This is a genomic window from Vitiosangium sp. GDMCC 1.1324, assembly GCF_003044305.1.
GTDB lineage: Bacteria > Myxococcota > Myxococcia > Myxococcales > Myxococcaceae > Archangium.
In genome coordinates this window covers 228,203-250,650 of sequence record NZ_PZOX01000019.1, presented here as the reverse complement: position 1 = coordinate 250,650, position 22,448 = coordinate 228,203, and the positions used below count along the sequence as shown (strand labels likewise).

At 69.0% G+C, this 22,448-nt stretch carries 17 protein-coding genes; 13 read left to right on the top strand and 4 right to left on the bottom strand.

All coding sequences use genetic code 11. The features are described from left to right. Nucleotides 1–87: 87 nt before the first annotated feature. The 7 genes from DAT35_RS41715 (at nucleotide 88) to DAT35_RS41685 (ending at nucleotide 9,310) form a co-directional block, all read left to right on the top strand. Entirely contained in the window at nucleotides 88–2,358 is a 2,271-nt protein-coding gene (locus DAT35_RS41715; RefSeq protein WP_108074870.1) for an ATP-binding protein, read from the top strand. Between the two features lie 99 nt (nucleotides 2,359–2,457). Beyond that, a complete protein-coding gene (locus DAT35_RS41710) occupies nucleotides 2,458–4,485 on the top strand; it encodes a von Willebrand factor type A domain-containing protein (protein WP_369946321.1) in 2,028 nt (675 codons plus the stop codon). A gap of 9 nt (nucleotides 4,486–4,494) precedes the next feature. Next, complete coding sequence (locus DAT35_RS41705; RefSeq protein WP_108074869.1) at nucleotides 4,495–6,321, top strand: HAMP domain-containing sensor histidine kinase; 1,827 nt, start codon at nucleotides 4,495–4,497, stop codon at nucleotides 6,319–6,321. Next, a complete protein-coding gene (locus DAT35_RS41700; protein WP_108074868.1) occupies nucleotides 6,322–7,023 on the top strand; it encodes a response regulator transcription factor in 702 nt (233 codons plus the stop codon). A 19-nt stretch (nucleotides 7,024–7,042) separates the two neighbouring features. Beyond that, nucleotides 7,043–7,633 carry a trans-aconitate 2-methyltransferase gene (locus DAT35_RS41695; protein WP_108074867.1) on the top strand — a complete coding sequence of 197 codons (591 nt, stop codon included), beginning with the start codon at nucleotides 7,043–7,045 and terminating at the stop codon, nucleotides 7,631–7,633. Between the two features lie 132 nt (nucleotides 7,634–7,765). Next, nucleotides 7,766–8,857: a DNA ligase gene (locus DAT35_RS41690; RefSeq protein WP_199243159.1), complete on the top strand. Its 1,092-nt coding sequence runs from the start codon at nucleotides 7,766–7,768 to the stop codon at nucleotides 8,855–8,857. A 63-nt stretch (nucleotides 8,858–8,920) separates the two neighbouring features. Continuing rightward, complete coding sequence (locus DAT35_RS41685; protein WP_108074866.1) at nucleotides 8,921–9,310, top strand: hypothetical protein; 390 nt, start codon at nucleotides 8,921–8,923, stop codon at nucleotides 9,308–9,310. Nucleotides 9,311–9,406: 96 nt separating this feature from the next. Here DAT35_RS41685 and DAT35_RS41680 read toward each other — a convergent pair whose 3' ends face one another. Next, a complete protein-coding gene (locus tag DAT35_RS41680; protein WP_108074865.1) occupies nucleotides 9,407–10,690 on the bottom strand; it encodes a S8 family peptidase in 1,284 nt (427 codons plus the stop codon). 128 nt (nucleotides 10,691–10,818) lie between these two features. On the opposite strand from DAT35_RS41680, the gene DAT35_RS41675 reads away from it, so the two are divergent. Both DAT35_RS41675 and DAT35_RS41670 read left to right on the top strand, forming a co-directional pair. Beyond that, nucleotides 10,819–12,027, top strand: a complete 1,209-nt coding sequence (locus tag DAT35_RS41675) for a cytochrome P450 (protein WP_108074864.1) — start codon at nucleotides 10,819–10,821, stop codon at nucleotides 12,025–12,027. A 53-nt stretch (nucleotides 12,028–12,080) separates the two neighbouring features. Then, entirely contained in the window at nucleotides 12,081–16,127 is a 4,047-nt protein-coding gene (locus DAT35_RS41670) for an AAA family ATPase (protein ID WP_108074863.1), read from the top strand. Nucleotides 16,128–16,197: 70 nt separating this feature from the next. On the opposite strand, the gene DAT35_RS41665 is transcribed toward DAT35_RS41670, so the two are convergent. Genes DAT35_RS41665 through DAT35_RS41655 form a run of 3 tightly spaced genes read right to left on the bottom strand, consistent with a single transcriptional unit; the run spans nucleotide 16,198 to nucleotide 18,204 of the window. Further along, nucleotides 16,198–16,461 (bottom strand): Os1348 family NHLP clan protein, encoded by a 264-nt coding sequence (locus DAT35_RS41665; RefSeq protein WP_108074862.1) that lies wholly within the window; start codon nucleotides 16,459–16,461, stop codon nucleotides 16,198–16,200. Continuing rightward, nucleotides 16,439–17,212, bottom strand: coding sequence for a class I SAM-dependent methyltransferase (locus DAT35_RS41660; RefSeq protein WP_108074861.1), 774 nt, complete (start codon nucleotides 17,210–17,212; stop codon nucleotides 16,439–16,441). The genes DAT35_RS41665 and DAT35_RS41660 overlap by 23 nt, the downstream gene beginning before the upstream one ends. Then, entirely contained in the window at nucleotides 17,209–18,204 is a 996-nt protein-coding gene (locus DAT35_RS41655) for a class 1 isoprenoid biosynthesis enzyme (RefSeq protein ID WP_108074860.1), read from the bottom strand. Before DAT35_RS41655 ends, DAT35_RS41660 begins: the two co-directional genes overlap by 4 nt. A 109-nt stretch (nucleotides 18,205–18,313) precedes the next feature. Here DAT35_RS41655 and DAT35_RS41650 point away from each other — a divergent pair, with 109 nt between their 5' ends. From DAT35_RS41650 to pyk, 4 genes are all read left to right on the top strand, one after another. Continuing rightward, entirely contained in the window at nucleotides 18,314–19,141 is an 828-nt protein-coding gene (locus DAT35_RS41650) for a cyclopropane-fatty-acyl-phospholipid synthase family protein (RefSeq protein ID WP_158502111.1), read from the top strand. 134 nt (nucleotides 19,142–19,275) lie between these two features. After that, on the top strand, nucleotides 19,276–19,650 hold the full coding sequence (locus DAT35_RS41645; RefSeq protein WP_108074858.1) for a DUF202 domain-containing protein: 375 nt from the start codon (nucleotides 19,276–19,278) through the stop codon (nucleotides 19,648–19,650). A gap of 210 nt (nucleotides 19,651–19,860) precedes the next feature. Next, nucleotides 19,861–20,913: a 2-hydroxyacid dehydrogenase gene (locus tag DAT35_RS41640; RefSeq protein ID WP_199243158.1), complete on the top strand. Its 1,053-nt coding sequence runs from the start codon at nucleotides 19,861–19,863 to the stop codon at nucleotides 20,911–20,913. Nucleotides 20,914–20,960: 47 nt separating this feature from the next. Then, nucleotides 20,961–22,421 carry a pyruvate kinase gene (gene pyk, locus DAT35_RS41635; protein WP_108074856.1) on the top strand — a complete coding sequence of 487 codons (1,461 nt, stop codon included), beginning with the start codon at nucleotides 20,961–20,963 and terminating at the stop codon, nucleotides 22,419–22,421. Nucleotides 22,422–22,448 lie beyond the last annotated feature (27 nt).

The following is a 22,448-nucleotide window of genomic DNA, read 5'->3' as shown; positions in this document are numbered from 1 at the left end:
ACGGCGCCGGACGGATGTAACTCCAGGAGATTTCAGCTAGATTTCCGCGCCCGGGACCTGCTTCCGCATCCACCAAGGTTCAGTTCCATGCCTCCCCTCCCTCAAGGCTCAGCACCCGTCTCCCGGGACAGGTCAGGTGCGCTCACCGGTGGCCAGGCGTCCGCCGAGGAGACGCTGCGGGCCAGCCACCAGTTGCTGAGGGTGCTCACCGAGGTGCAGGCGGACGTCCTTCGTGGCGGTGAGCCACGGGCGGCCTTCGAGCGAATGCTCGCGGTGGTGCTGGAGCTGACGGGCAGTGCGTCCGGAGTCATCGGCGAGGTGCTCCCCTCCCCTGGCGGCACGCCCTCGTTCCGGCCCGTCGCCAGCCTCCCGCCAGATGAGACGAGCGCCTCGTGGGAGCTCCCCGTGCCGCATGAGCCGCCGGGCCCGGAGCCCCGGGATCTGCGCGCGCTCGTGGGTGCCGTCTCCACCACGGGCAGACCCGTCCTGTCTGGAGGCCCCGGCGCCGAGCGGACCTTCCTGGGGCTGCCCCTGGAGTCCGGAGGCGAATGCCTGGGCGTGGTGGGCCTGGCCCAACGCCCCGGCGGCTACGAGGCCGAGCTCATCGACTTCCTCCAGCCCTTCCTCCTCGTCTGCGGCAGCCTGCTGATCGGCTGGCGCAACGAGCAGCGCCGGCGCCAGACCGAGCAGGAGCTACGCCACGCCCACGAAACGAGCGAGGAGCGTCTGCGGCTGCTGATGGACAACATGCAGGATGGCGTGTGGGACATGGACATGCCCACCGGACGGCTCGTCACGAACCGCCGCTGGTGGGAAATGCTGGGCTACGCCGAGAGCGAGCTGGAGACCTCCTACGCCACGTGGGCACACCTGAGCCATCCCGGGGACGCGACCCACGCCGAGCGGCTCGTCACCGAGCACCTGAAGGGCAACCTCGCGCGCGTCGAGCACGAGCAGCGCCTGCGGCACAAGAATGGCGAGTGGGTGTGGGTGCTGACCCGGGCCAAGGTGGTGACGCGCGATGAGCAGGGCTACCCGGTGCGCATGGTGGGCACCAACGTGGACATCACCGCCCGGAAGCTCGGGGAAGAGCGCCTGCAGGCCCTGGTGAGCGCCATCCCGGACATCGTCTTCCGCATCGGCGCCGACGGCACCTACCGCGACTTCCACGGCAACAAGAACGTGGAGATGCTCATCCCCGCCGAGAAGATCATCGGGACCAACCTGCGGGATCTGCCGCTCTCCAAGCCCGTGCTCGACAAGTCGCTCATGCACCTGGCACGCGCCGTGCGCGAGGGCACCCTCGAGGTCTTCGAGTACGTGCTGGACATGCCACAGTCGGGGCGCAGGCACTACGAGATGCGCCTGACACGGTGCGGGCCGGACGAGGTCATCTCCATCATCCGCGACATCACCGAGCGCAAGCTGAGCGAGGAGCGGCTCCTCCAGCAGGACGAGGAGCTGCGGCGCCACCGCGACAGCCTGGAGGCGCTGGTGCGCACGCGCAGCGAGAAGCTCCTGCAGGCCACGCTCGAGCTGGAAGAGCAGCAGGCCCAGCTCATCCAGACCGAGAAGCTGGCCTCGCTCGGGCAGATGGCCGCCGGCGTCGCGCATGAGATCAACAATCCCATCAGCTACGTGATGAGCAACCTGGGGTCGCTGGACCAGTACGTCTCCTCCCTCACGCCGCTGCTCCAGCTCCAGCGCGAGCTGCTGACCCCTCGGGAGGAGGAGTCCGGCGGCGCTCCCGCAGAGCTGCTCGAGCGCATGCGCGAGCTGTGGCAGCGCGAGGACGTGGAGTACATCCTCGGGGACATGCCGGAGATCATCGAGGAGTCCCTGGTGGGCACCCGGCGCATCAAGGAGATCGCCCAGAGCCTGCGCTCGTTCGCGCGCGAGGACTCGGGGGAGCCGCAGCTCGTGGACGTGAACACGGAGATGGCCTCCACGCTGAAGATCGTCTGGAACGAGCTCAAGTACAAATGTGAGGTGAAGCGTGACTTCGGTCCGCTGCCTCCGGTGAGCTGCCACCCCACGCAGATCTCCCAGGTGTTCACCAACCTGCTCGTCAACGCGGCCCAGGCGATCGAAACACGCGGGGAGATCCGCATCCGCACGCGGCACGAGGGCAACGAGGTGGTGGTCGAGGTTGCCGACACGGGCAAGGGAATGACGCAGGAGACGATCTCCAAGCTCTTCACGCCCTTCTTCACCACCAAGCCGCGGGGCCAGGGCACGGGCCTGGGGCTGTCCGTCAGCTACGGCATCATCTCCAAGCACCAGGGCCGCATCGAGGTGCAGAGCGAGCCCGGCAAGGGCAGCACCTTCACCATCCGCCTGCCCGCCGCGCAGCGCTGAGCTTCAACCGGGCCGACGTGCAGCCCGAAGCTCGGAAGGCCTCGCGCGTCCTCTAGCCGGGTGCCCGTGATGAAACCATGATGAAGAGCGGAGCCTCGCATGCGGCAGGATTCAGGCCGCATCTGGATGATGGCGCTCATCCCGATGCGCGAGGTAGCCCCAACGATGAAGCACGTCCTCCCCAGTGTCCTCAGTTGTGTCCTCCTGCTGCTCGCCACGCCGGCCCTGGCCGACAGCGTCATCATCGGCATGGTCATCAGCGCCGAAACCAAAAAGCCCCTCCGGGACGTGGTGGTCACCGCGACCTCTCCCAGTCTCCAGGGCGAGCAGGTCGTGGTCACGGACGCCCAGGGCAACTTCCGCTTCCCCCAGCTTCCACCGGGCGTCTACACCTTGCGGTTCGACAGGGAGAGTTTCCGGCCATTTTCGCGCTCGGACATCCAGTTGCGCCCGGACAGCACCATCCGTGTGAAGGTGGAGCTGCTGCCCGATGCCATGAACGAGGAGATAGTGGTGACAGGCGCCCCGCCGCTCATCGACCTCGGTGCCATCGGCAGGGGTGTCAGCGACTTCTTCGGAAGCATCGGGCGCTCGAAGGACAAGGGCAAGGGCGGCCAGGTCACCGCGTCCGGCACCTCCTCCTCCAGTGCGCCCCCGGCGCCCCCGCCTCCCGAGCGCACCGCGATGCTTCCCCAGCAGCCCTTCGCGGACATGTACTTCAAGAGCTACGGGGTGAACCCCACCATCGACACCGAGGAGGAGCGCTTCTCCACCTTCTCCGTGGACGTGGACAGCGCGTCCTACACGCTGGCGCGCGGCTACCTGGAGCGGGGAGCACTGCCCGACGAGCAGGGCGTGCGCGTCGAGGAGTTCGTCAACAGCTTCGACTACGGCTACCGGAGCGACCCCGAGTCCCCCTTCAGCGTGCACGTGGAGGGCTTCCCCTCGCCCAGCCGCAAGGGCTACCACGTGGTGCACATCGGGCTGAAGGCGCGCGAGGTGAGCCGTGCCGCACGCAAGCCCGCCCACCTCGTCTTCGTCATCGACGTGTCCGGCTCCATGAACATCGAGAACCGGCTCGGGCTGGTGAAGCGCGCGCTGCGGCTGCTGGTGGATGAGCTCGACGAACGGGACCAGGTCTCCATCGCCGTCTATGGCTCGACCGCGCACCCGGTGCTCGGGCCCACGAGCGCCGCCGACAAGCACAAGCTCATGGCCGCCATCGACTCGCTCTACTCCGAGGGCTCCACCAACGCCCAGGCTGGCATCGAGCTGGGCTATGCGATGGCCTCGGAGCACCTGCTCGAGGGCGGCATCAACCGCGTCATCCTGTGCTCGGACGGCGTCGCCAACAACGGCATCACCTCCGCGGACGGAATCTTTGAGCGGGTGCGCGCACAGGCCGCCAAGGGCATCACCCTCACCACCGTCGGCTTCGGCATGGGCAACTACAATGACGTGCTGATGGAGCGGCTGGCCCAGATAGGAGAGGGCAACTACGCGTACGTGGACCAGTTGGACGAGGCGCGCCGCATCTTCGTGCAGAACCTCACCGGCACCCTCCAGGTGGTGGCCAAGGACGTGAAGCTGCAAGTCGAGTTCGACCGCAAGGCCGTGGCCCGTTACCGGCTGGTGGGCTACGAGAACCGGATGCTCGCCAAGGAGCAGTTCGCCGATGACCGCGTGGATGCCGGAGAGGTGGGCGCGGGCCATGCCGTCACCGCCATCTACGAGGTGAAGCTGCGCGAGCCCGCCAGCTCCTTCGCCACCCTGCGCATCCGTTACAAGGCACCCGAGGGGGGCGACTCGAAGCTGGTGGAGAAGGCGCTCCCTTCGAGCATCTTGCGGCCCGCGTACGGCCAGGCGGCTCCCCCCTCGCGCCTGTCCTATGTGGCCGCCGCCTTCGCCGAGAAGCTGCGGGGCTCCTACTGGGTCCGCCCGCTCACCTGGTCCCAGCTCCATGCGCTGTGGGAGGAGATCGGCGAGCCCCTGCGCGACCGGCAGGACGTGAAGGAGCTCGGAGCCCTCATCCGCCAGGCCCAGGCACTCGACAAGCGCACGGACCGCTTCGAGCAGCTCGCTCCGGTGAGCACCATGGACTTCGATCGCGTCCCGACCATCAAGTAGATCTCCCGCATGTTCCGCAGGCTGCTGCCCACCCTCTCCGCCCTCGTGCTCGGCCTCGCCGGGCTCGGGTGGGGCCTGTGGCAGCTGCAGCGCATCTTCGCCACCGAGCGCGAAGATGCCCGGGCCTCGCTCCGCTCCCGGCGCGAAGCCCTCGAGCAGTACGCCCTGGTCGCCCTGGGCCAGGCCATGCGGGAGAAGCTGGAGGAGGCCCGGCCCGCGCTGGAGCTCGCCACCACCGACCCACTCGCTCCCGCCGAGGGCCTCTACCTGCGCGAGCATGGGGAGCAGATCCTGCCACGGCTGGCCTTGTATGACTCGGGGAAGGACACGCCCGCCCGCGACCGGTACACGCGGCTGCTCGCGGGCAGGGAGCTCCCCGACGAGGACGAGGGCCCCTGGAAGGAGCGGCTCGCCCTGATGCGCACGCTGGAGCGGGCGATCGAGCGCGGAGATGGGCGGCGCGCCACCGAGGCGCTCGTGGCCCTCCTCCAGCACCGCACCCGGTACGTGCTCGCCGCGACGCGCGATGTGCCCGCGTTCCTGGTGGTGCTGGAGACACTCGCGGAGCGGGCGAACTCGGTGCCGCCCCTCATGCAGTCGCTGGTGCGAGACGGGATGGAGGACGGCCAGGGCCACCAGCTGGACGGGATGCAACGGCTGCTGCTCCTCAAGCGCTCGCGCTTCACCCGCGCCGACTTCGACTTCCTGCGCGAGCGCGTGGTGGCGCTGTCTACGAAGACGGGAACGCCGGTGATCGACTTCGAGGCGCGCACCGCGGAGCTGGCTACCGCGCCCCTGCCCCTGTCCCTGCCCGGCTCGCTCTCCGGGCCCGTGCTGGTGCGCTCCGGCGGGTGGTACTTGGAGCCCCACGGCGAGGGCCATGCGCGGGGCGTCGCGGTGGCCACCGAGGCGCTGTTGGAGACACTCACCCGGGAGATGCGCGAGCGGGGGCAGCTCGGGCCCGAGGGCCACGTGCGCCTGCGTGGAACCGAGGAGGTGATGGCGCTGGCGGCCCTTCCCGTGGAGGTGGAGACGCCCCTGTGGGCGCGGGAGGAGGAGGCCCTGGAGCAGCGCTACCGGTTGAAGACGGGCATGGTGGTGCTGTGCGCGGGGCTGGCCCTCACCATCGCGGCGCTCGCCTTCCTGGGCCAGCACCGGAAGTACCGCTTCCTTGAGCTCAAGAGCGACTTCGTGGCCACCGTGTCCCACGAGCTGCGCACGCCTCTTGCCTCCATCCGGCTGCTGGCGGAGACGCTCGAGTGGCGGCTCGCGCAGGGCAACGAGGCACGAGACTACCCCACGCGCATCATCCACGAGGCGGACGGGCTGGGGTTCCTCGTGGAGAACCTCCTGTCCTTCAACCGGATCGACAAGGGCCGGTGGGTGCCCCACCGCTCCCTGGTGCGCCTGGACGAGCTGGTGGCCACGCTGCGGCGCGACCTGGAGGCGTGGGCCCGGGTGCCGGTGGAGCTGACCGCCGACGTGGGCGAGCGCGAGTTCCTCGCGGACCCCCAGTTGATGCGGCTGCTGCTGGCCAACCTGGCGCGCAATGCCTGCGCCTACAACACTCGCAATCCGGTGCGCCTGCGTGTGGAGTCGCTCGCGGACGGACGGGTGCGCTTCACGGACAACGGCGTGGGAATCCCCCAGGCCGAGTGGGAGCGCATCTTCGGCGAGTTCTACCGGCTGCGCGGGCAGGGGCGCGAAGTGCCGGGCAGCGGACTCGGCCTCGCGCTGTGCCGGCGCATCATGCGGCTGCACGGGGGAGACCTCCGCGTGGCAGCCTCCAGTCCCGAGGGGACCACCTTCGAGCTCACCTTTCCGGAGCGGCGCTGAATGACCTCATCATCTCCCGCCATCCTCCTCGTGGAGGACGATCTCAACCTGCGGCTCGCGCTGCGCGACAACCTGGAGAACCAGGGGGGCTACACCGTGGAGGAGGCCACCACCGTGGCCGAGGCCCGCGCGCACCTGGCCCGGCGCGCCTTCCAGCTCATCCTGCTGGACGTGATGCTTCCGGACGGGGACGGCTACACGCTGTGCCGGACGCTGCGCCAGGAGGGGCTGACGACCCCGGTGCTGATGCTGACCGCGCGCACGCTCGAGGACGACGTGGTGCGGGGCTTCGAGGCGGGCGCACAGGACTACCTGGGCAAGCCCTACCGCCTGCGGGAGCTGCTCGCTCGAGTGGGAGCCCTGGTGCGGCGGGCTGGCGGCGTCCCGGTGCAGGTGCTGCGCTTCGCGGGCTACCGGATGGACCTGGACCGGCGCAAGGTGGACACGCCCGAGGGGAAGCCGGTGGAGCTGACCCGCACCGAGTTCGACCTGCTCGCCTTCTTCGTGCGCGAGCGCGAGCGCGTGCTGCGCCGGGATGAGATCCTCGACGCGGTGTGGGGCCGCGACGTGGTGGTGGATCCGCACACGGTGGACAACTTCGTCTCCAGCCTCAAGCGCAAGCTGGGGTGGAACAGCGCCTCGCGCTTCGCCCTCCAGACGGTGCGGGGCGTGGGCTACCGCATGGAGATCGAAGGCGTCTGAGCGGGTAGCATGCGCGGCCATGAGCACGGCCGGCGCCCTCCTCTACCTGCTCCTGGTGGGCCTCCTCGTGGCGGGGATGCTGTCCATCGTCTTCCACACACTGCGCACGGGCATCTCCCCCATGCCCACCTCGGCCAAGGTGCGCCGCCAGCTCCTCACCCTGCTCCCTCCGGAGCTCGAGGGCACCCTCCTGGAGCTGGGCTCCGGCTGGGGCACGCTGGCCTTCGCGCTGGCGGACCACTGCCCTCGTGCCCGGGTCGTGGCCTTCGAGCTGTCCCCGCTTCCCCTTGCCTTCTCGCGGCTGCGCCAGCGCCTCGCCCCGCGCCCCAACCTCCAGCTCGTGCGCGAGGACTTCTTCCGAGCCTCCTTCTCGGGGGCCTCGGCCGTCGTCTGCTACCTCTTCCCGGGCGCGATGCTCCGGCTGGCGCCCAAGCTGTCCGAAGAGCTCGCGCCCGGCACGCGCATCCTCAGTCACACCTTCGCCCTCCGCGGGTGGAAGCCCCTGCGGACCCTCGTGGTCGACGACCTCTACCGCACCCCCATCTACCTCTACGAAGTGCCGCCCCGGCACGAAAGCACCGGGCCCGCGGACAAGGAACCTGGACGGTAGGCCCCACCCCTTCCTTTCCTCGGAAGTCGGGCCCCCGAACCTTCCTGACAGGTCCTCCGCTCATGTCAGACCCAGCGGATACGATTCCCTTCGTCGCCGGGTGGAAGACGCGGCGCGTAATCGGAGGGACTCGTGGCAGACATCGCGGACGGCGCCCAGGTCGAGATGCAGGGCTCTGGCTCCAAGCCGTACATCCTGAAGAACACCGGGGGCGTGTACTCGTGCTCGTGCCCGGCCTGGCGCAACCAGTCCGTGGCCATCGAGCGGCGTACCTGCAAGCACCTGCGCAAGCTCCGAGGGGATGCGGCGGAGGATGCGCGAGTGGGCTCCGGGGACGCCAGCGCTCCGGCCCGACCGGTGGCCCGCAACGTCCGTCCCCAGTCCGCCGCGAGCACGGACGCGGAGCCGGAAACCGCCACCGCCCCGCCAGTGCTGCTGGCCCACTCCTGGGAGAACGATGTCGACCTGACGGGCTGGTGGATGAGCGAGAAGCTCGACGGCGTGCGCGCGTATTGGACGGGCAAGGAGTTCCTCTCCCGCCAGGGCAATCCCTTCTTCGCACCGGACTGGTTCACCGCGAAGCTGCCGGACTACCCGCTGGACGGAGAGCTGTTCGGCGGACGCAAGAAGTTCCAGCGCACGGTGAGCATCGTGCGCCGGCAGGACCGGGGCGAGGGCTGGAAGGAGCTGGCCTTCGTGATCTTCGACGCGCCGGGGCTGAGCGCCCCCTTCGAGGAGCGGCTCGCGCACTGCCAGCGGTTCGTGGAGGACGTGGCACCGCCGTACGCCGAGTGGCTGCAACACGAGCCCTGCCGGGGCGTGGATCACCTGCGCCAGGAGCTGGCACGGGTGGAGGGCCTCGGAGGCGAGGGGTTGATGCTGCGCAAGCCGGGCTCGCGCTACGAGGCGGGCCGTTCGCACACGCTGCTGAAGGTGAAGAGCTTCAAGGACGACGAGGCGCGCGTGGTGGGGCATGTGGCGGGCGCTGGCAGGCACAAGGGCCGGCTGGGTGCGCTGGAGGTAGAGCTGCGAGACGGTACCCGCTTCTCCGTGGGCACCGGCCTCTCGGACCAGGAGCGGGAGAACCCGCCCACCGTGGGCACCATCATCACCTTCCGCTACCAGGAGCTGTCCAACGACGGCGTGCCACGCTTCCCCTCGTACGTGGGGGTCCGCATCGACGCCGCACCCTTCGAGCCGACGGCCCGGCGCAAGCGCGCCTGAGTTGGGATTTAACCTTCCGCTGGCTCCGGGGTCTCCAAGGCATACCCGCAAGGAGACCCTGTCATGCGCCTGAAGCTCGCCCTGTCCGCCGCCGTTGCCTCGCTGCTGTTCGCCGCTCCCGTGCTCGCCCAGGAGCCCGCCGCCAACGGACAGGCGGCTCCCGCTCCCGCTGGCCAGAAAGACCCCAGCCGCCGGGAGGCGAGGATGGCCCGCAAGCTCGAGCGCATGGAGCACCGGTTGAACCGCGCCGTCGAGCGCGGCCGTCTCACCCGTGCGCAGGCCGATCAGTTCCTCGCCGAGGCCCGGCAGCTCCGCGACGACATGAGCGGGCAGCTCCGGGCCAGCGGGGGCCAGCTCACCGAGGAGCAGAAGCAGCAGTTCCATCAGCGCAAGCAGGCCCTGCACGAGAAGGTGCACGCGGCCATCAAGGCCACCTCGCCCCGGAGCCTGTGAGCCGAGGCACGGCGCCACCACCACCGGGTGGACGCGAGCAGCCGCAGCGGGAGGTGAAGGGCTCGCCCCTCACCTCCCAACCCACCAGGAACCGAGCTACTTCGAGTCCTGGACGGTGCGGTTCCTGAGCGAGGGATCGCCAAGGAAGCCGGAGAACATCAACCGGTTGGGCGAGCACGCCCCCGGGTTGGCCACCTTGCCAGGCGTGGCGTTGTCCACCAGCGCGGTGCTCACATTGGCGGGAGCGGCACTGGGGTTGCGCTCCAGGTAGAGCGCGGCGAGCCCGACGACGTGCGGCGTGGCCATCGACGTCCCACTGATGGTGTGGGTGGCGTTGTCATCGGTGATCCACGCCGAGGTGATCTGCTGGCCCGGAGCGAAGACATCCACGCAGCGGCCCCAGTTGGAGAAGGAGGCGCGCTGGTCGCCGCCATCGGTGGCGCCCACGGTGATGGCGTTGGGAGTCCGGGCGGGCGAGTACGAGCAGGCGTCCAGGTTGTCGTTGCCCGCCGCGACCGCGAAGGTGACTCCCGAGGCGATGGCCTTGGTGACCGCGTCATCGAGCGCCTGGCTCTTGCCGCCACCCAGGCTCATGTTGGCCACGGCGGGGAGCTGCCGGTTGTTGGTCACCCAATCCACTCCGGAGATCACCCCGGCGGTCGAGCCGGAGCCACTGCAGTTGAGCACGCGCACCGCGTGGAGGCTGACGCTCTTGGCGACGCCGTAGATGCGGCCACCCACGGTGGCGGCCACATGCGTGCCATGGCCATTGCAGTCGATGCCCTTGCGGCCATCCGTCATGGCATCGAAGTCCGCCTGCGCGCGCCCGCCGAACTCCGAGTGCGTGACGCGGATGCCGGTGTCGATGATGTAGGCGTGCACGCCCTTGCCGCTGGCGCTGTAGAGGTAGGTGTTGTCCAGGGGCAGATCCCGCTGATCGACGCGGTCGATGCCCCAGGTGGCGTCGGGCTGACGCTCGGAGATGGCCCGCATCACCCCGTTCTCTTCCACGTACGCCACCTCGGGATCGGCGGCCATCGCCCGAGCCTGCTCCGGAGTCATCCGGGTGGCGAACCCGCGCAACGCATGCTCGTACGTGAGGAAGGAGCGGCCGCCGTACTGCGCCGACAGGCTCTCGGCGGCCATGGAGGGCGCGAGCGTCTTCTCACCCGGACGCGGCGTCTTGAGGACGACGATGTACTCACCCGGCACCGCCTCGGCCGCGGCGACGAACTTCTCGCGGACCTCGGACTGGATGGCGGCCTTCACACAGGGGTCGGGAGTGGGTACGGGCTCGGGAACGGTCTTGGAGGGACAACCCACCAGGAAGGAGACGGACACAGCAGATACAGCCAGCCACGACACGGTACGGAGACGCATCGATTCCCCCTGTTGCTTGGAAATACCAGTCTGCCTGGTTCAGTTTATAGGGACGTCCGACGCGCCCGTTTCCGGTCCATGATGTCGCCCGCATGTCCAAAACAAGACATGCGGGCGAGGCCGGACCCATGTCATCCCCAGCGACCTACGACTTCTTCGCACCCGGAGTGGTGGAGGATCCGCACACCCTCCTGCATCGTTTGCGCACCGAGAACCCCGTGTACTGGAGCCCCCAGTTCAACGGCTGGGTGCTGACGCGCTACGCGGACGTGCTCGCGGCCGCCAGGGAGCGCCGGCTGCTCTCTCCCCCGGGGACGGGCTGGTTGGATCGCCTGCCCGAGGCACTGCGGCGGCAATTCCAGCCGGCGCGTGACTCCCTGCGGCTGTGGGCGGGACTCTGCGGCGAACAGGACCACCTCGACTTCCAGCGTGCCCTCAAGAAGTACTTCACCCCCGCCACGGTGGAAGGACTGCGCCCGCGCGTGCAGCAACTCACCGATGAGTTGCTCGACGCAGTGCGGGATCGCGGGGAGCTCGAAGTGGTCGAGGAGCTGGCCCGTCCCCTGCCCGCCCGCGTCATCGGCGAGCTCCTGGGAATCCCCGCCGGGGACCGGGGGCACCTGTTGCGCTGGTCGGCCGACATCCTCTGCTTCTTCCAACATGTGGGAGTCGAGGCGCTGCGCCGCGGCCAGCGCAGCCTGTTGGAGATGCAGGACTTCATGCGTCCCCTCATCGCCGAGCGCCGCCGGGCACCGGGCGATGACCTCGTCAGCGTCCTGGTCTCCCAGGACCAGGGCTTCTTCGCCCGCGAGCCGGAGGCGATCGTCGCCAACTGCGTGACGCTGCTCTTCACCGGGCACGAGACCACGAGCCACCTCATCTCCCGCGGCCTCCAGTTGTTGCTGCGGCATCCCGAGCAACTGGCCCTGCTGCGCGACAGGCCCGAGCTGCTGCCGTCGGCCATCGAGGAGATGCTGCGTTACGACGGGGCCGTGGACGCGATGGTCCGGGTCAGCGGGGAATCCCTGGAGCTGGGTGGCCGGCGGTTCTCCTCCGGGGAGTCCTTCGTCCTCGTCTACAAGGCCGCCAACCACGATCCCGAGGTGTTTCCCGACCCGGATCGGTTCGACATCACCCGTTCACCCAACCGTCACCTGGCCTTTGGGATGGGCGCCTCCTACTGCCTGGGAGCGGCGCTCGCCCGCCTGGAGGCGGAAGTCTGCTTCCGGACGCTCCTGGAGCGGATGCCCGGGCTCCGTCTGGCATCCGAGACGCCTGTGTGGAAACCCATGCCACCCCTGGGCCGGCGCCTGCAATTTCTGAGCGTGGCATTCTGAACCCCCTCCCCTTGAGGTAGAATCAGGGGGTTCTGCCCCGCCGGAGAGGGCTCATGCCGACACTGACCGATATCTTCCAGGCCTACGTCCCCATGCAGGTGCAGCGTGCCATCCGCACGCGCACCGCACCGCTGGCCGAGCCGCTGCGCGAAGTCAGACCAGGCGCGGTGCTCTTCTTCGACGTGTCAGGGTTCACGCCGCTCTGCGAGCGCTTCGCGCGCCGAGGCCCCGCCGGCATCGATGAGCTCACGACGATCCTCAACGCCTACTTCGGCATGCTGATGGGCACGGTGCTCGAGCACGGTGGCGACGTGCTCAGCTCCGCTGGCGACGCCATGCTCTGCGTCTGGTACGGCGACGACCTCGGCGAGGTGGTGCAGCGTGCCGCCCAGTGCGGACTGGCCTTGCAGAGCCGCATGGCCGCCACCGCCGCCGCCTCGCCCGAGAAGCTCGAGCTCAAGGTGGCCATCGACGTGGGCGAGGTGGCGCTCGTCTACGCGGGCGGCGTGCGCAACCGCTGGGAGTGCTACGTGACCGGCAGCGCGCTCGAGCGCATCTGCGGCCGGGCGCTTCCCCTGGCGCCGGGGCTGGTGATGCTCTCGCCCGACGCCGTCAAGCACCTGGGAGAACGCGCCTCGGGCCAGGCCCGGCCGAGCGGGTGGATGCAGCTCTCGGCGCTGCGCAACCCGCTGGCGCCACGCCGCGAGCCCCGCTCGGAGCTGCCCGCCCAGTGCGAGAGCGCGCTCAGGGAGTTCCTGCCCGCCGCCATCCGCACCCGCATCGAGGCGGGTCACCGCGACTGGCTGGCGGAGCTGCGTCAGGTGACCACGCTCTTCATCAACCTGCCGGATCTCAGCGAGCGCACGCCGGTGGCGGAGGCCCACGCGGTGATGACGGCGATCCAGCGCGCCGTCTACCGCTTCGAGGGCAGCATCTACCAGTTCGGCGTCGACGACAAAGGCATCACCGTCATCGCCGCCTTTGGCCTGCCTCCGCTCTCCCACGAGGACGACGCGCAGCGCGGAGCGCTCGCCGGCCTCGCGGTGCGCGATGCGGTCAAGCAGCAGGGGCTGCGCTGCTCCGTGGGCATCACCACCGGGCGCGTGTTCTCCGGCACCGTGGGCAATGACGAGCGCCGCATCTACACGCTCATTGGCGACGTGATGAACCTCGCCGCGCGCATCATGGCCGAGGGGGTCGACGACATCCTGTGCGACGAGGCCACCCGGGCGGGCGCCACGGCGCGGCTCGAGTTCGACGCCCTGGCACCACGCAAGGTCCGCGGCAGGACGGAGCCCGTGCCCATGTTCCGGCCGCGCCAGCGCCAGGCCCCGGCCGCTCCCCTCCCGGAGCTGAGCAGCCTCATCGGCCGGACCGAGGAGCGCCGGCAGTTGACGCAGGCGCTGAACCGGCTCGTCGGGCAGCACGCCTCGCGGCTCGTGCTCATCGAGGGAGAGGCGGGCATCGGCAAGTCGCGGCTGCTCATCGACCTCCTGGCACAGACCGAGCGCCTCGGCGCCACGGTCCTGGGCGGAGCGGCGGATGCCTTCGAGAAGGGCACCGCGTGGTTCGCGTGGAGGCCCATCGTCACCGAGCTGCTGGGGCCGGCGGCGAACGAGCCGGCGCGGCGCGAGGAGGCGCTCCGCCAGCTCGGCGTGAAGCCTGGCACGGAGCGCTTCGCGCCGCTGCTCAACGCGTTCCTCCCCTCCGACCTGCCCGAGACGGACGTCACCACGCAGATGACGGGCGAGATGCGGAGCGAGTCCACCCTCGAGCTGGTGCTCGATCTGCTGCGGACTCGCGCGAGCGCGGGCCCCCTCGTGGTGGTGCTCGAAGACGCGCACTGGCTCGACTCGGCCTCCTGGAGGCTCATCCACCGCGTGGTGCGCGACGTGGAGCCCCTCCTGCTGGTGCTGACGATGCGGCCGGAGATCGACCTGCCGACGACGGACTGCAACGCCGTGCGGAACCACCCCGACGCGCTCCACCTGAAGCTGGAGGGCCTGGAGCAGAGCGAGAGCCTGGAACTGGCGCGGCGCCGACTCGGTGTCGAGTCGCTGCCAGAGGAGCTGGCCGCGCTGCTGCGCGACAGTGCCGCGGGCAACCCGTTCTTCTGCGAGGAGCTCGTTCGCGAGCTGCTCGAGCGGCGCGCCATCGCCGTGGAGGACGGACGGTGCCGCCTGCTCGTGCCGGACCTGACGTCCATCTCCGTGCCTGGCACGCTCCAGGGAATCATCACCAGCCGCATCGATCGCGCGCCGCCACACCTCCAGCTCCCGCTGAAGGTCGCCAGCGTCATCGGCCGTGTGTTCGACCCCGAGACGCTGCGCGCCATCTACCCGGTCGCCGATGAACGGCCCCACCTGGAGTCCTACCTGAAGGCGCTCGACGCGATGGGCTTCACGCCGCTCGAGTCGCCGCTGCCCCACCTCCAGTACATCTTCAAGCACATCATCACGCGCGACGTTGCCTACAACCTGATGCTGTTCACCCAGCGGCGCGATCTGCACCGTGCGCTCGCCGAGCTCATCGAGAAGAAGCGCGCCGACGATCTCCACCATTTCCTGCCGCTGCTCGCCCACCACTGGACGCTGGCGGACGACAAGCCTCGGGCCATCTCCTATCTGGTGCGGGCGGCGAAGCAGGCGCTCGATGCGTACGCGAACCCCGAGGTGTTCACCTTCCTCTCCGAGGCGGAGCGGCTCGAGGCGGAGGCGAAGCGCTTCCCCACGCGCGAAGACGCGGCCATGCGCACGCAGATGCGGGCGGAGGCCCTGATGCGCATGGGGCGTCACGAGGAGGCGATCCGCGAGTACGGCCAGGCGCTGCGCCACCTCGACTGCCCGCTGCCCGAGGGCAATGGCCCCACCGCCCTGGGCATGCTGCGCGAATTGGGCGTCCACCTGTGGCGCCGCCTCGCGCAACCGCCCGAGCCGCGCTCCACCGGGCGGGAACGGCTGCTGCAGGCGGCGAACATCCGCCGCCACCACCTCAAGCTCTACTTCTTCGCTGGGCAGCCGCTGCCGGGCCTGTACTCCCTGCTGCGACAGCTCAACGAGGCCGAGGATGCCGGCCCCTCCAACGAGCACGTCAACGCACTCGTCCAGGCGAGCGCGTTCTTCAGCACGCTGGGCCTGCGGCGAATCGCACAGACCTACTACGACCGCGCGGTCCGCGCCCTGGAGGGCATCGAGGACCTCGTCACCATCAGCTACGTCAACCACATCTTCTGCCTCTTCCATCTGTTCAACGCCGAGTGGGAGCCCGCCTCGTCGACGATCGAGAAGTCGGTGGCGCTCAACGAGCGGCTCGGCGCGCAGCAGACGGAGGTGGGGCTGCACCCGCTGACCGATCGGGCCATCCTGTGGCTCTACATGGGGCGGCACGAACAGAGCGCGGCGGCCTTCGAGGAGGTGGCCGCCAACGCCAGGCGCGGCGGCTACGCGGTGTCGGAGATCCAGGCGCACGCGTTCCTCTCCGAGGTGGAGCGCCGCCGCGGACGGGTGGGTGCGGCGCGCGAGCACGCGGAGCGGGCACTGGGGCTCATCGGTGAGCAGCAGTTCCCAGCGGAGAAGCTGATCGCCCTCAGCGTGCTGGCGCTCACCCAACAGGGAACGAGCCAGGACGCCGCGCGCCAGGCGATGCCCCTGCTCAAGTTCGCGCCCGGACTGCACTACTCGCTCTATCTCGGCCTGGCCAACATGGTGGAGTACCACCTGCAACTGCTGACCGGCGGCGGAGCGAGCGCGCAGGAGCGCCAGGAGTCCGAGCAGGCCATCGCACTCGCCATCAAGGCGCTCCATGGCTTCACGAAGGTGTTCCGCTTCGGCGGTCCCGCGGCGTGGCGCTGCGAAGCCCAGCGCGCGAGGATGCAGGGGCGCCTCGAAGCGGCCCTGGAGGCGGCACGGAGAAGCGTGGAGCTCGCCCGCGAGCTGAAGATGCCCTTCGAGGAGGGGCTGGCGTTGCACGAGCGCGCGGCGTGCCAGCGCGATCCGCGGGAGCGCGACAACGATCTGGCCGAGGCGCAGCGCGTACTGGCTTCGACTGGAATCTCGCCCCAGCCGGACGCCGAGCCCACCGAGCTGCGTCGCGCCTCCTGAGGCGCCGGCCCGGGCCCCCTGTTCGTGGAGTCACCGTCCCACGAACAGGGGTGGGAACGCGGCGAAACGCTCAGCCCATCGCACCGGACCCGGAGCCGGACTCATCATCGGAGTCCGAGCTGGTGGTCTGGCCACCGGGGAAGCGGGTCTCGTACTCGCTCGCGAGCGCATCCAGATCCGTGGAGCTGGCCGCCTTGATGGCCGCCAGGAACGTTGGCGAGACGGAATACCCCGCGTCCTGCAGGGCCTTCTCGGGATTGGATTTCAGGTCCCTGCGGAAATCGGCATCCGCCACGGCACGGCCAATGATTTCATCGATGAGCTTCTTGTCCATGGTGCACCCCTCCACTGATGAAACGGTTGTTTGAGAGCTTCACCGGCTCGCGACGGTCACGCGCGATGAGGGCGGCCATCGGCACGCCCGGTGTGTCCGGATAAGGCCTGATCTCCACGCTCTCGAAGGCAGGCTCGAACATCGCGCGCATCACCTCGATGGGCGGTGCGAGCACGTCCTCATGCAGCTTCCCGTCGGGCTCGAGATACGACCAACGTGTGCCATCGGGCGCACGCAACGTCACACCCGCCATCAACCGCCCCTCGGACTGAAGGACGACGAAGCGCGCCGGATCGAAGACAGGCAGGAAGACGGTGCCACCGGGACGCGTCCACCGGGTCAGGTTCTCGGCCAGACGCTCGACGTGCGCGACGGACTCCTGCAACCCGTAGGCGCCCCACATGCAGGAGGTGAGAGCGAAGCGTCCCTCGAAGTCCGGATGCGGCGCGAGGAAGTCACCTTCGACGAACAGCCCCTCCGGGTTCGCCCCGCGGGCGAGCGCGAGCATGGCCGGTGAGAGGTCGAGCCCCACGCACGAGATGCGCGGATTGCCACGCCCATGGCGGAGGAAGAATCCGGTGCCGCACGCCACATCGAGCCACGAGTCCGCCTGCAGCGAGAGCATCCGGAGGAGGAACAGCTCGAGGAGCATCTTCTCGCGGAAGCCATACTCAGACGTGAACAGGAAGGAGGCCTCGTAACGGCGCGCGTACGCTTCGTCGTACGTGGCACGGACCTGTGCGGGCGTCATGGACGGGAAGCCTCGCTGGCACCTGGAGCGACGGCACCGCCGGCGAGCACCCAGCGGAGCCGGAACATGCGAGCCTCCTGCAGCAGCTCGTCCAGGAACGTGAGCCGCTCGCGCGTGTAGTCCGCGAACTCCACGAGACCAAGTCCCTCCGCGCTCCTGGCGGCGCGTTGTTGCCACTCGGCCGAGGCCTCCAGGGTCGCGGCGAGGAGGCCACGCCCATAGAGGGCCTCACGTACCTTGCGGCGCGCACCTTCCAGGGGCTCCCCACGCGTGAAGCCGGCACGCGCGAGTAGGAAGGTGCGATGGCCATTGGCGAGGTCCCGCTGCCACCCCACCACGTCATTGGTCAACCCGTATGCGACGCCGAGGTGATCGACCAGCGTGTCGACAGCGGGCTCGAGTTCGGCGCGGCCGGCGAGGACACACAGGGCGAGCGCGGGCACGCGGGCGAACGCCACCTTGCGAGCGTGCTGCTCGAAGAGCGCGTCAGGGTACGGGGCATTGGACAGGAGCTGCTCGTGCTCCGAGAGCGTCCACCGGGTGAAGTCGATCCACGCGCGCTCGAAAGCCGAGCGGAAGGCCGCCGAGTCACCCACGAGCGCCTCCAGCAGCCGGGCCATCTCCCATCCACAGACATTGCCGAGCAAAGTCCGCGAGCGCTCCGGGTGCGCCTCATCGAGGAGGTCATCCTGGATGCGAATATAGAGGTAGCCCCACATGGCGGCGGCCACGAGGCGCACCGTGGCTTCGCCCGAGGGTGCCGAGGCGGGCTGCTCGCGCCGGAAGCGCTCGCGCAACCACAGCGGGAGGAAGACGAGCGGCGGGGCGAGCTGGCTGGAGAAATAACCCCGGTGGCCGAGCTTCCCGTGGGAGATACGCGCGAGGAAGCGGTGCGCCAGCGCATCGAGCGGAGGCGGCAACGCGGCGAGCCGCGCCTCGAGGATCTCCCAGGCGGCATCAAGGGTGGACTGGAAGAGCTCGTAGCTCCGCATGAATGCTCGGGCAGCCAGGCGAGGGGGGCCCCCGCTGCTCGGGGCCGGAGCATATGGAGCTGAACACTTCCAGTGCAATGCCCATGGAAGCGTATGCTGTCACAACACCATGAATGCCGAACTCGAAGCGACGCCGGAGGCGGTGGCGCGCCACTACGACCACATCACGCGATTCTACGAGATCGTAGGAAGTCGGAGCCTGCATTTCGGCTATTGGCCCCGGGGAGACGAGGGCAGCTCGCTCGGCGAGGCCCAGCAGCGCTTCACGGACTTCCTGATCGGGCAGCTCGGAGTCCGGAAGGGGCAACGGGTGCTGGATGCCGGGTGCGGCATCGGAGAGCCCGCAATCCAGCTCGCCCGGAGCACCGGATGCGAGGTGGAGGGAATCACCATCAGTCCGCGACAGGCCGCACAAGCCGAGCGATGGGCACGCCTCCTCGGGACGAGCGGACAGACGGCCTTTCGCTGCGCCGACGCCATGGCGCTGCCCTTCCCCGCCGAGTCCTTCGATGCCGCGTGGGCCATCGAGTCCATCTTCCACATGCCCGATCGCGCCACGGTGCTGAGAGAGGCCGCGCGAGTCCTCCGCCCCGGCGGCCGGCTGGTCATTGCCGACATCGTCGTCACGGAAACCGCGACCCCGGAGGAGCGGGCCTTCCTGCATCGCGCACTGCTCGCCCGGAGCCTGATCACCGCCGAGACCTACCCGGCGATCGTCCGCGGCGCGGGCTTCGACGTCGAGCAGGTGCTGGACGTGAGCGGGAATGTCATGGCGACACTTGGCGCCGTGGCCGTCGGCATCGAGGAAAAGGGAGAGGAAGTGCGGCGGGCCTACGGTGAGGCCTTCCTCGCCGGCATGAAGAGCGAATGGGCACGCGTCACCAACGTGGCATCGCGCGGCATGGGCTACGTCGTCCTGACCGCACACCGCCGATGAGCCCTAGGGACCGCTGGTAGACAGGAGGCGACTTACCGGCCTGGTCGCGGAGTCATGTATTCGTCAAAACGAGACGGCCTCCTCGACGGAGCCAGGGGCCTCCATGCGGCGCTCGTGCAACGCTGGGAGCTCGCATGGACAATCCCTCTCAGCCTTCGACCGACAATTCGTTCCAACTCACGCTCGACAACACCCACATGTCGGCGACGCGGACCCTGCTCTCGCTGGTGAGGACAGGAGCGGCGATCGCGGGCGGTGGCGCGCTCGTCACCGATCTGCTCGTCAAGGGGTGGCCTCGCTGGGTGGTGGTCATGCTCGCCTCCGCCTTCGTCATCCTGGGTTACTCGCTGATGTGGTCGGCATTGAAGACGGGCCGAAAGCTGCGCATGCGGCTCGAGCGTCAGCAGGCCAGCGAGGCGTTTCTCATCCCGCTCCGAGGGGTCACGGTCTGGACGGTGACCCTGCAGCTTCTGATTGTGACGGTGCTGGTGCTCTACCTCATCGGCTGACCAGGCCATCCCGCGCCCTTCGAGGGCTCGGTCCTTCGGTCTCCGCCTCTCACCCCAGGGTGGCCATCGGCACGGGCGCTATCTACCTTCAGTGACGTCCCGGCTCGTCATCGAGAACACGGACGTCAGCGTGGTCCTCGAACGCCGCCCAGCTGGCAAGACATGGCGGGGTGCAGGCTGTCGGGCGCCGGCTTGAATGGAGGCATGAAGATGCTCACCGCCGTCTATGACACAAAGTCTTACGACCGGGAGCAACTGCTCGCAGCGGCTCCTCGGGAAACGCTCCAGTGGCAGTTCTGGGACTTCCGGCTCAGCGCCGAGACCGCGCGGACCGCGAGCGGGGCACAGGCCGTCTGCGTCTTCGTGAATGACGTGGTGGACCGGCCGTGCCTGCAAACGCTCGGCGAGCAGGGCGTGAAGCTGCTGACCCTCCGTTGCACGGGGTACAACAACGTGGATCTCCGCGCTGCGCAGGAGGCGGGCATCACCGTCACGCGCGTGCCCGTGTACTCCCCCTACGCCGTGGCTGAGCACGCCGTGGCCCTGCTGCTGACGCTCAATCGAAAGATCCACCGCGCATTCAACCGCGTACGCGAACAGAACTTCTCGCTGAACGGACTGGTCGGCACCGACCTGCACGGCAAGACCGCCGGGATCTTCGGCACCGGAAAGATCGGCCGCATCACCGCCCAGATCCTGCACGGCTTCGGCATGCGCATCCTGGCTTTCGACGCGTTCCCCGCGACCGAGTGGGCGCGACAGCTCGGCGTGGAGTACGTCGACGCCAAGACCCTCGCTCGAGAGAGCGACGTCATCTCGCTTCACATTCCGCTGACGCCTGAAACCAAACACATCATCCGAGGCGAAACCCTGGAGCTGATGAAGCCGGGGGTCATCCTGGTCAACGTGAGCCGTGGCCGCCTGATCGACACCACCGCGCTGATCGCCGCCTTGAAGGCCGACAAGCTGGGTGGCGTGGCACTGGACGTCTACGAGGAGGAGGAAGGCGTCTTCTTCGAGGACCTGTCCGGCCAGGTGCTCCACGACGATGAGTTGGCGCGGCTGCTGACGTTCCCCAAGGTGCTGATCACCGCCCATCAGGCGTTCCTGACCCGGGAGGCTCTGGGGGACATCGCCCGGACGACGGTGGCGAACCTGGAGGCGCTCGCCGAGGGCCGTCCCTTCGTCGAAGGCTCCGTGCTGACCGAGGGCCGTCCCGTCACCAAGGGTTCCGTGCCAGCCGAAAGCCCCGCCGTCCATTAGCGGAGCGAAGTTTCGGGAAGCCCTGCCCGACTCAACCCGGAGGCTCCATGCCACTCCCTGACCAGAAGACCAAAATCGTTGCGACCATCGGGCCGGCTTCCGACTCGCCCGAGGTGCTCCAGCGGCTGATCGCCGCCGGGTTGAACATCGCACGGCTCAACTTCTCGCACGGCGATTTCACGGCGCACGCCGCGACGATTGCCCGCCTCCGGGCGGCCGAGAAAGCCGTGGGGCGCCCGGTCACCATCATGGCCGACCTGCCCGGACCCAAGATGCGGCTCGGCAAGATCGACCCGGAGCCGATCAACCTCGTGGCGAACGACCGCTTCACCTTGACCACGGAGCAGATCACCGGCAACTCGAAACGCGTCTCGATGAGCTTCGAGGCGCTGCCCAAGGTGGTCAAACCCGGTGACCGCCTGTTCCTGAACGACGGGCTGGTCCAACTCGTCGTCGAGCGCGTGAAGGGCAACGACGTGGAGTGCGTGGTGGCGGTGGGCGGCGAGCTTCGCTCCCGCAAGGGATTGAACCTCCCGGGGATCAACCTGGGAATCAGCGCCTTCACCGCTCGGGACCTCGCCTGCCTCAACTTCGCCCTGGAGCACGGCGTAGACGCCGTCAGCCAATCCTTCGTGGAGACGGCGGCGGACATCCAGGTGGTGCGCGAGGCGGCCGCCTCGCGCGGGAAGCAGCCCTTCATCATCGCCAAGATCGAGCGCGCCGGCGCCATCCAGCACATCGAGCAGATCCTGGCCGCCGCTGACGGAATCATGGTGGCGCGTGGGGACCTGGGCGTCGAGGTGCCCATCCAGGAGATTGCCTTGCTCCAGAAGAGGTTGATCGCCATGGCGAACCTCGCGGGCAAGCCGGTCATCACCGCCACACAGATGCTCGAGTCCATGGTGTCCAGCCGCCTCCCGACGCGCGCGGAGGCCACGGATGTGGCCAACGCGATCCTCGACGGGACCGACTGCGTCATGCTGTCCGCCGAGTCGGCAATGGGCCGCTATCCGGTGGAGTCCGTCGCGATGCTGGCGAGCATCGCGGCCACGACCGAAGCGAAGCGCCCGGACGGCCGGCTCGCCAACCTGCGAGCGCTCTACCCCGATCGCAAGGCGACGACGGCGACGGAGGCCGTTGCGTCGGTCGTGGAACACGCGCTGGAGACCACCCCGTGCGCGGCGGTGGTGGTGCCAACACAGAGCGGGACGACCGCCCGGATGATCTCCCGGTTCAAGCCATCGGTATGGGTTGTCGCGGCGAGCAAAGACCCGAAGGTCTGCCGTGGCCTGGCCTTCTCGTATGGGGTGCTGGCCGTCCAGCTGCCGGACGAGCCGGCGGACTGGCGAAGGTTCTCGGTGGACTGGGTCCGCCGGCATCAGGTCGCCGGGCCGCTGGTCATGCTCGTCTCGGGTCCCTCGAAGAGCGACCCGCAGGCGAACTACCGCCTCGAGTTCATCAATACCGGCGAGCGAGCCCCCGGTCCCGCAGTGGAAGCTCCGCGATGACAGGTCCGGCCCGCCCGAGCTCGCCCC

Excerpts from the sequence above, each read along its gene's own strand:
- DAT35_RS41680 (WP_108074865.1), bottom strand. The coding sequence starts at position 10,690 with ATGCGTCTCCGTACCGTGTCGTGGCTGGCTGTATCTGCTGTGTCCGTC.
- DAT35_RS41695 (WP_108074867.1), top strand. The coding sequence starts at position 7,043 with ATGAGCACGGCCGGCGCCCTCCTCTACCTGCTCCTGGTGGGCCTCCTC.
- DAT35_RS41705 (WP_108074869.1), top strand. The coding sequence starts at position 4,495 with ATGTTCCGCAGGCTGCTGCCCACCCTCTCCGCCCTCGTGCTCGGCCTC.
- DAT35_RS41665 (WP_108074862.1), bottom strand. The coding sequence starts at position 16,461 with ATGGACAAGAAGCTCATCGATGAAATCATTGGCCGTGCCGTGGCGGAT.
- DAT35_RS41670 (WP_108074863.1), top strand. The coding sequence starts at position 12,081 with ATGCCGACACTGACCGATATCTTCCAGGCCTACGTCCCCATGCAGGTG.
- DAT35_RS41715 (WP_108074870.1), top strand. The coding sequence starts at position 88 with ATGCCTCCCCTCCCTCAAGGCTCAGCACCCGTCTCCCGGGACAGGTCA.
- DAT35_RS41655 (WP_108074860.1), bottom strand. The coding sequence starts at position 18,204 with ATGCGGAGCTACGAGCTCTTCCAGTCCACCCTTGATGCCGCCTGGGAG.
- DAT35_RS41660 (WP_108074861.1), bottom strand. The coding sequence starts at position 17,212 with ATGACGCCCGCACAGGTCCGTGCCACGTACGACGAAGCGTACGCGCGC.
- DAT35_RS41685 (WP_108074866.1), top strand. The coding sequence starts at position 8,921 with ATGCGCCTGAAGCTCGCCCTGTCCGCCGCCGTTGCCTCGCTGCTGTTC.
- DAT35_RS41675 (WP_108074864.1), top strand. The coding sequence starts at position 10,819 with ATGTCATCCCCAGCGACCTACGACTTCTTCGCACCCGGAGTGGTGGAG.
- DAT35_RS41650 (WP_158502111.1), top strand. The coding sequence starts at position 18,314 with ATGAATGCCGAACTCGAAGCGACGCCGGAGGCGGTGGCGCGCCACTAC.
- DAT35_RS41640 (WP_199243158.1), top strand. The coding sequence starts at position 19,861 with ATGCTCACCGCCGTCTATGACACAAAGTCTTACGACCGGGAGCAACTG.
- DAT35_RS41710 (WP_369946321.1), top strand. The coding sequence starts at position 2,458 with ATGCGGCAGGATTCAGGCCGCATCTGGATGATGGCGCTCATCCCGATG.
- DAT35_RS41700 (WP_108074868.1), top strand. The coding sequence starts at position 6,322 with ATGACCTCATCATCTCCCGCCATCCTCCTCGTGGAGGACGATCTCAAC.
- pyk (WP_108074856.1), top strand. The coding sequence starts at position 20,961 with ATGCCACTCCCTGACCAGAAGACCAAAATCGTTGCGACCATCGGGCCG.
- DAT35_RS41645 (WP_108074858.1), top strand. The coding sequence starts at position 19,276 with ATGGACAATCCCTCTCAGCCTTCGACCGACAATTCGTTCCAACTCACG.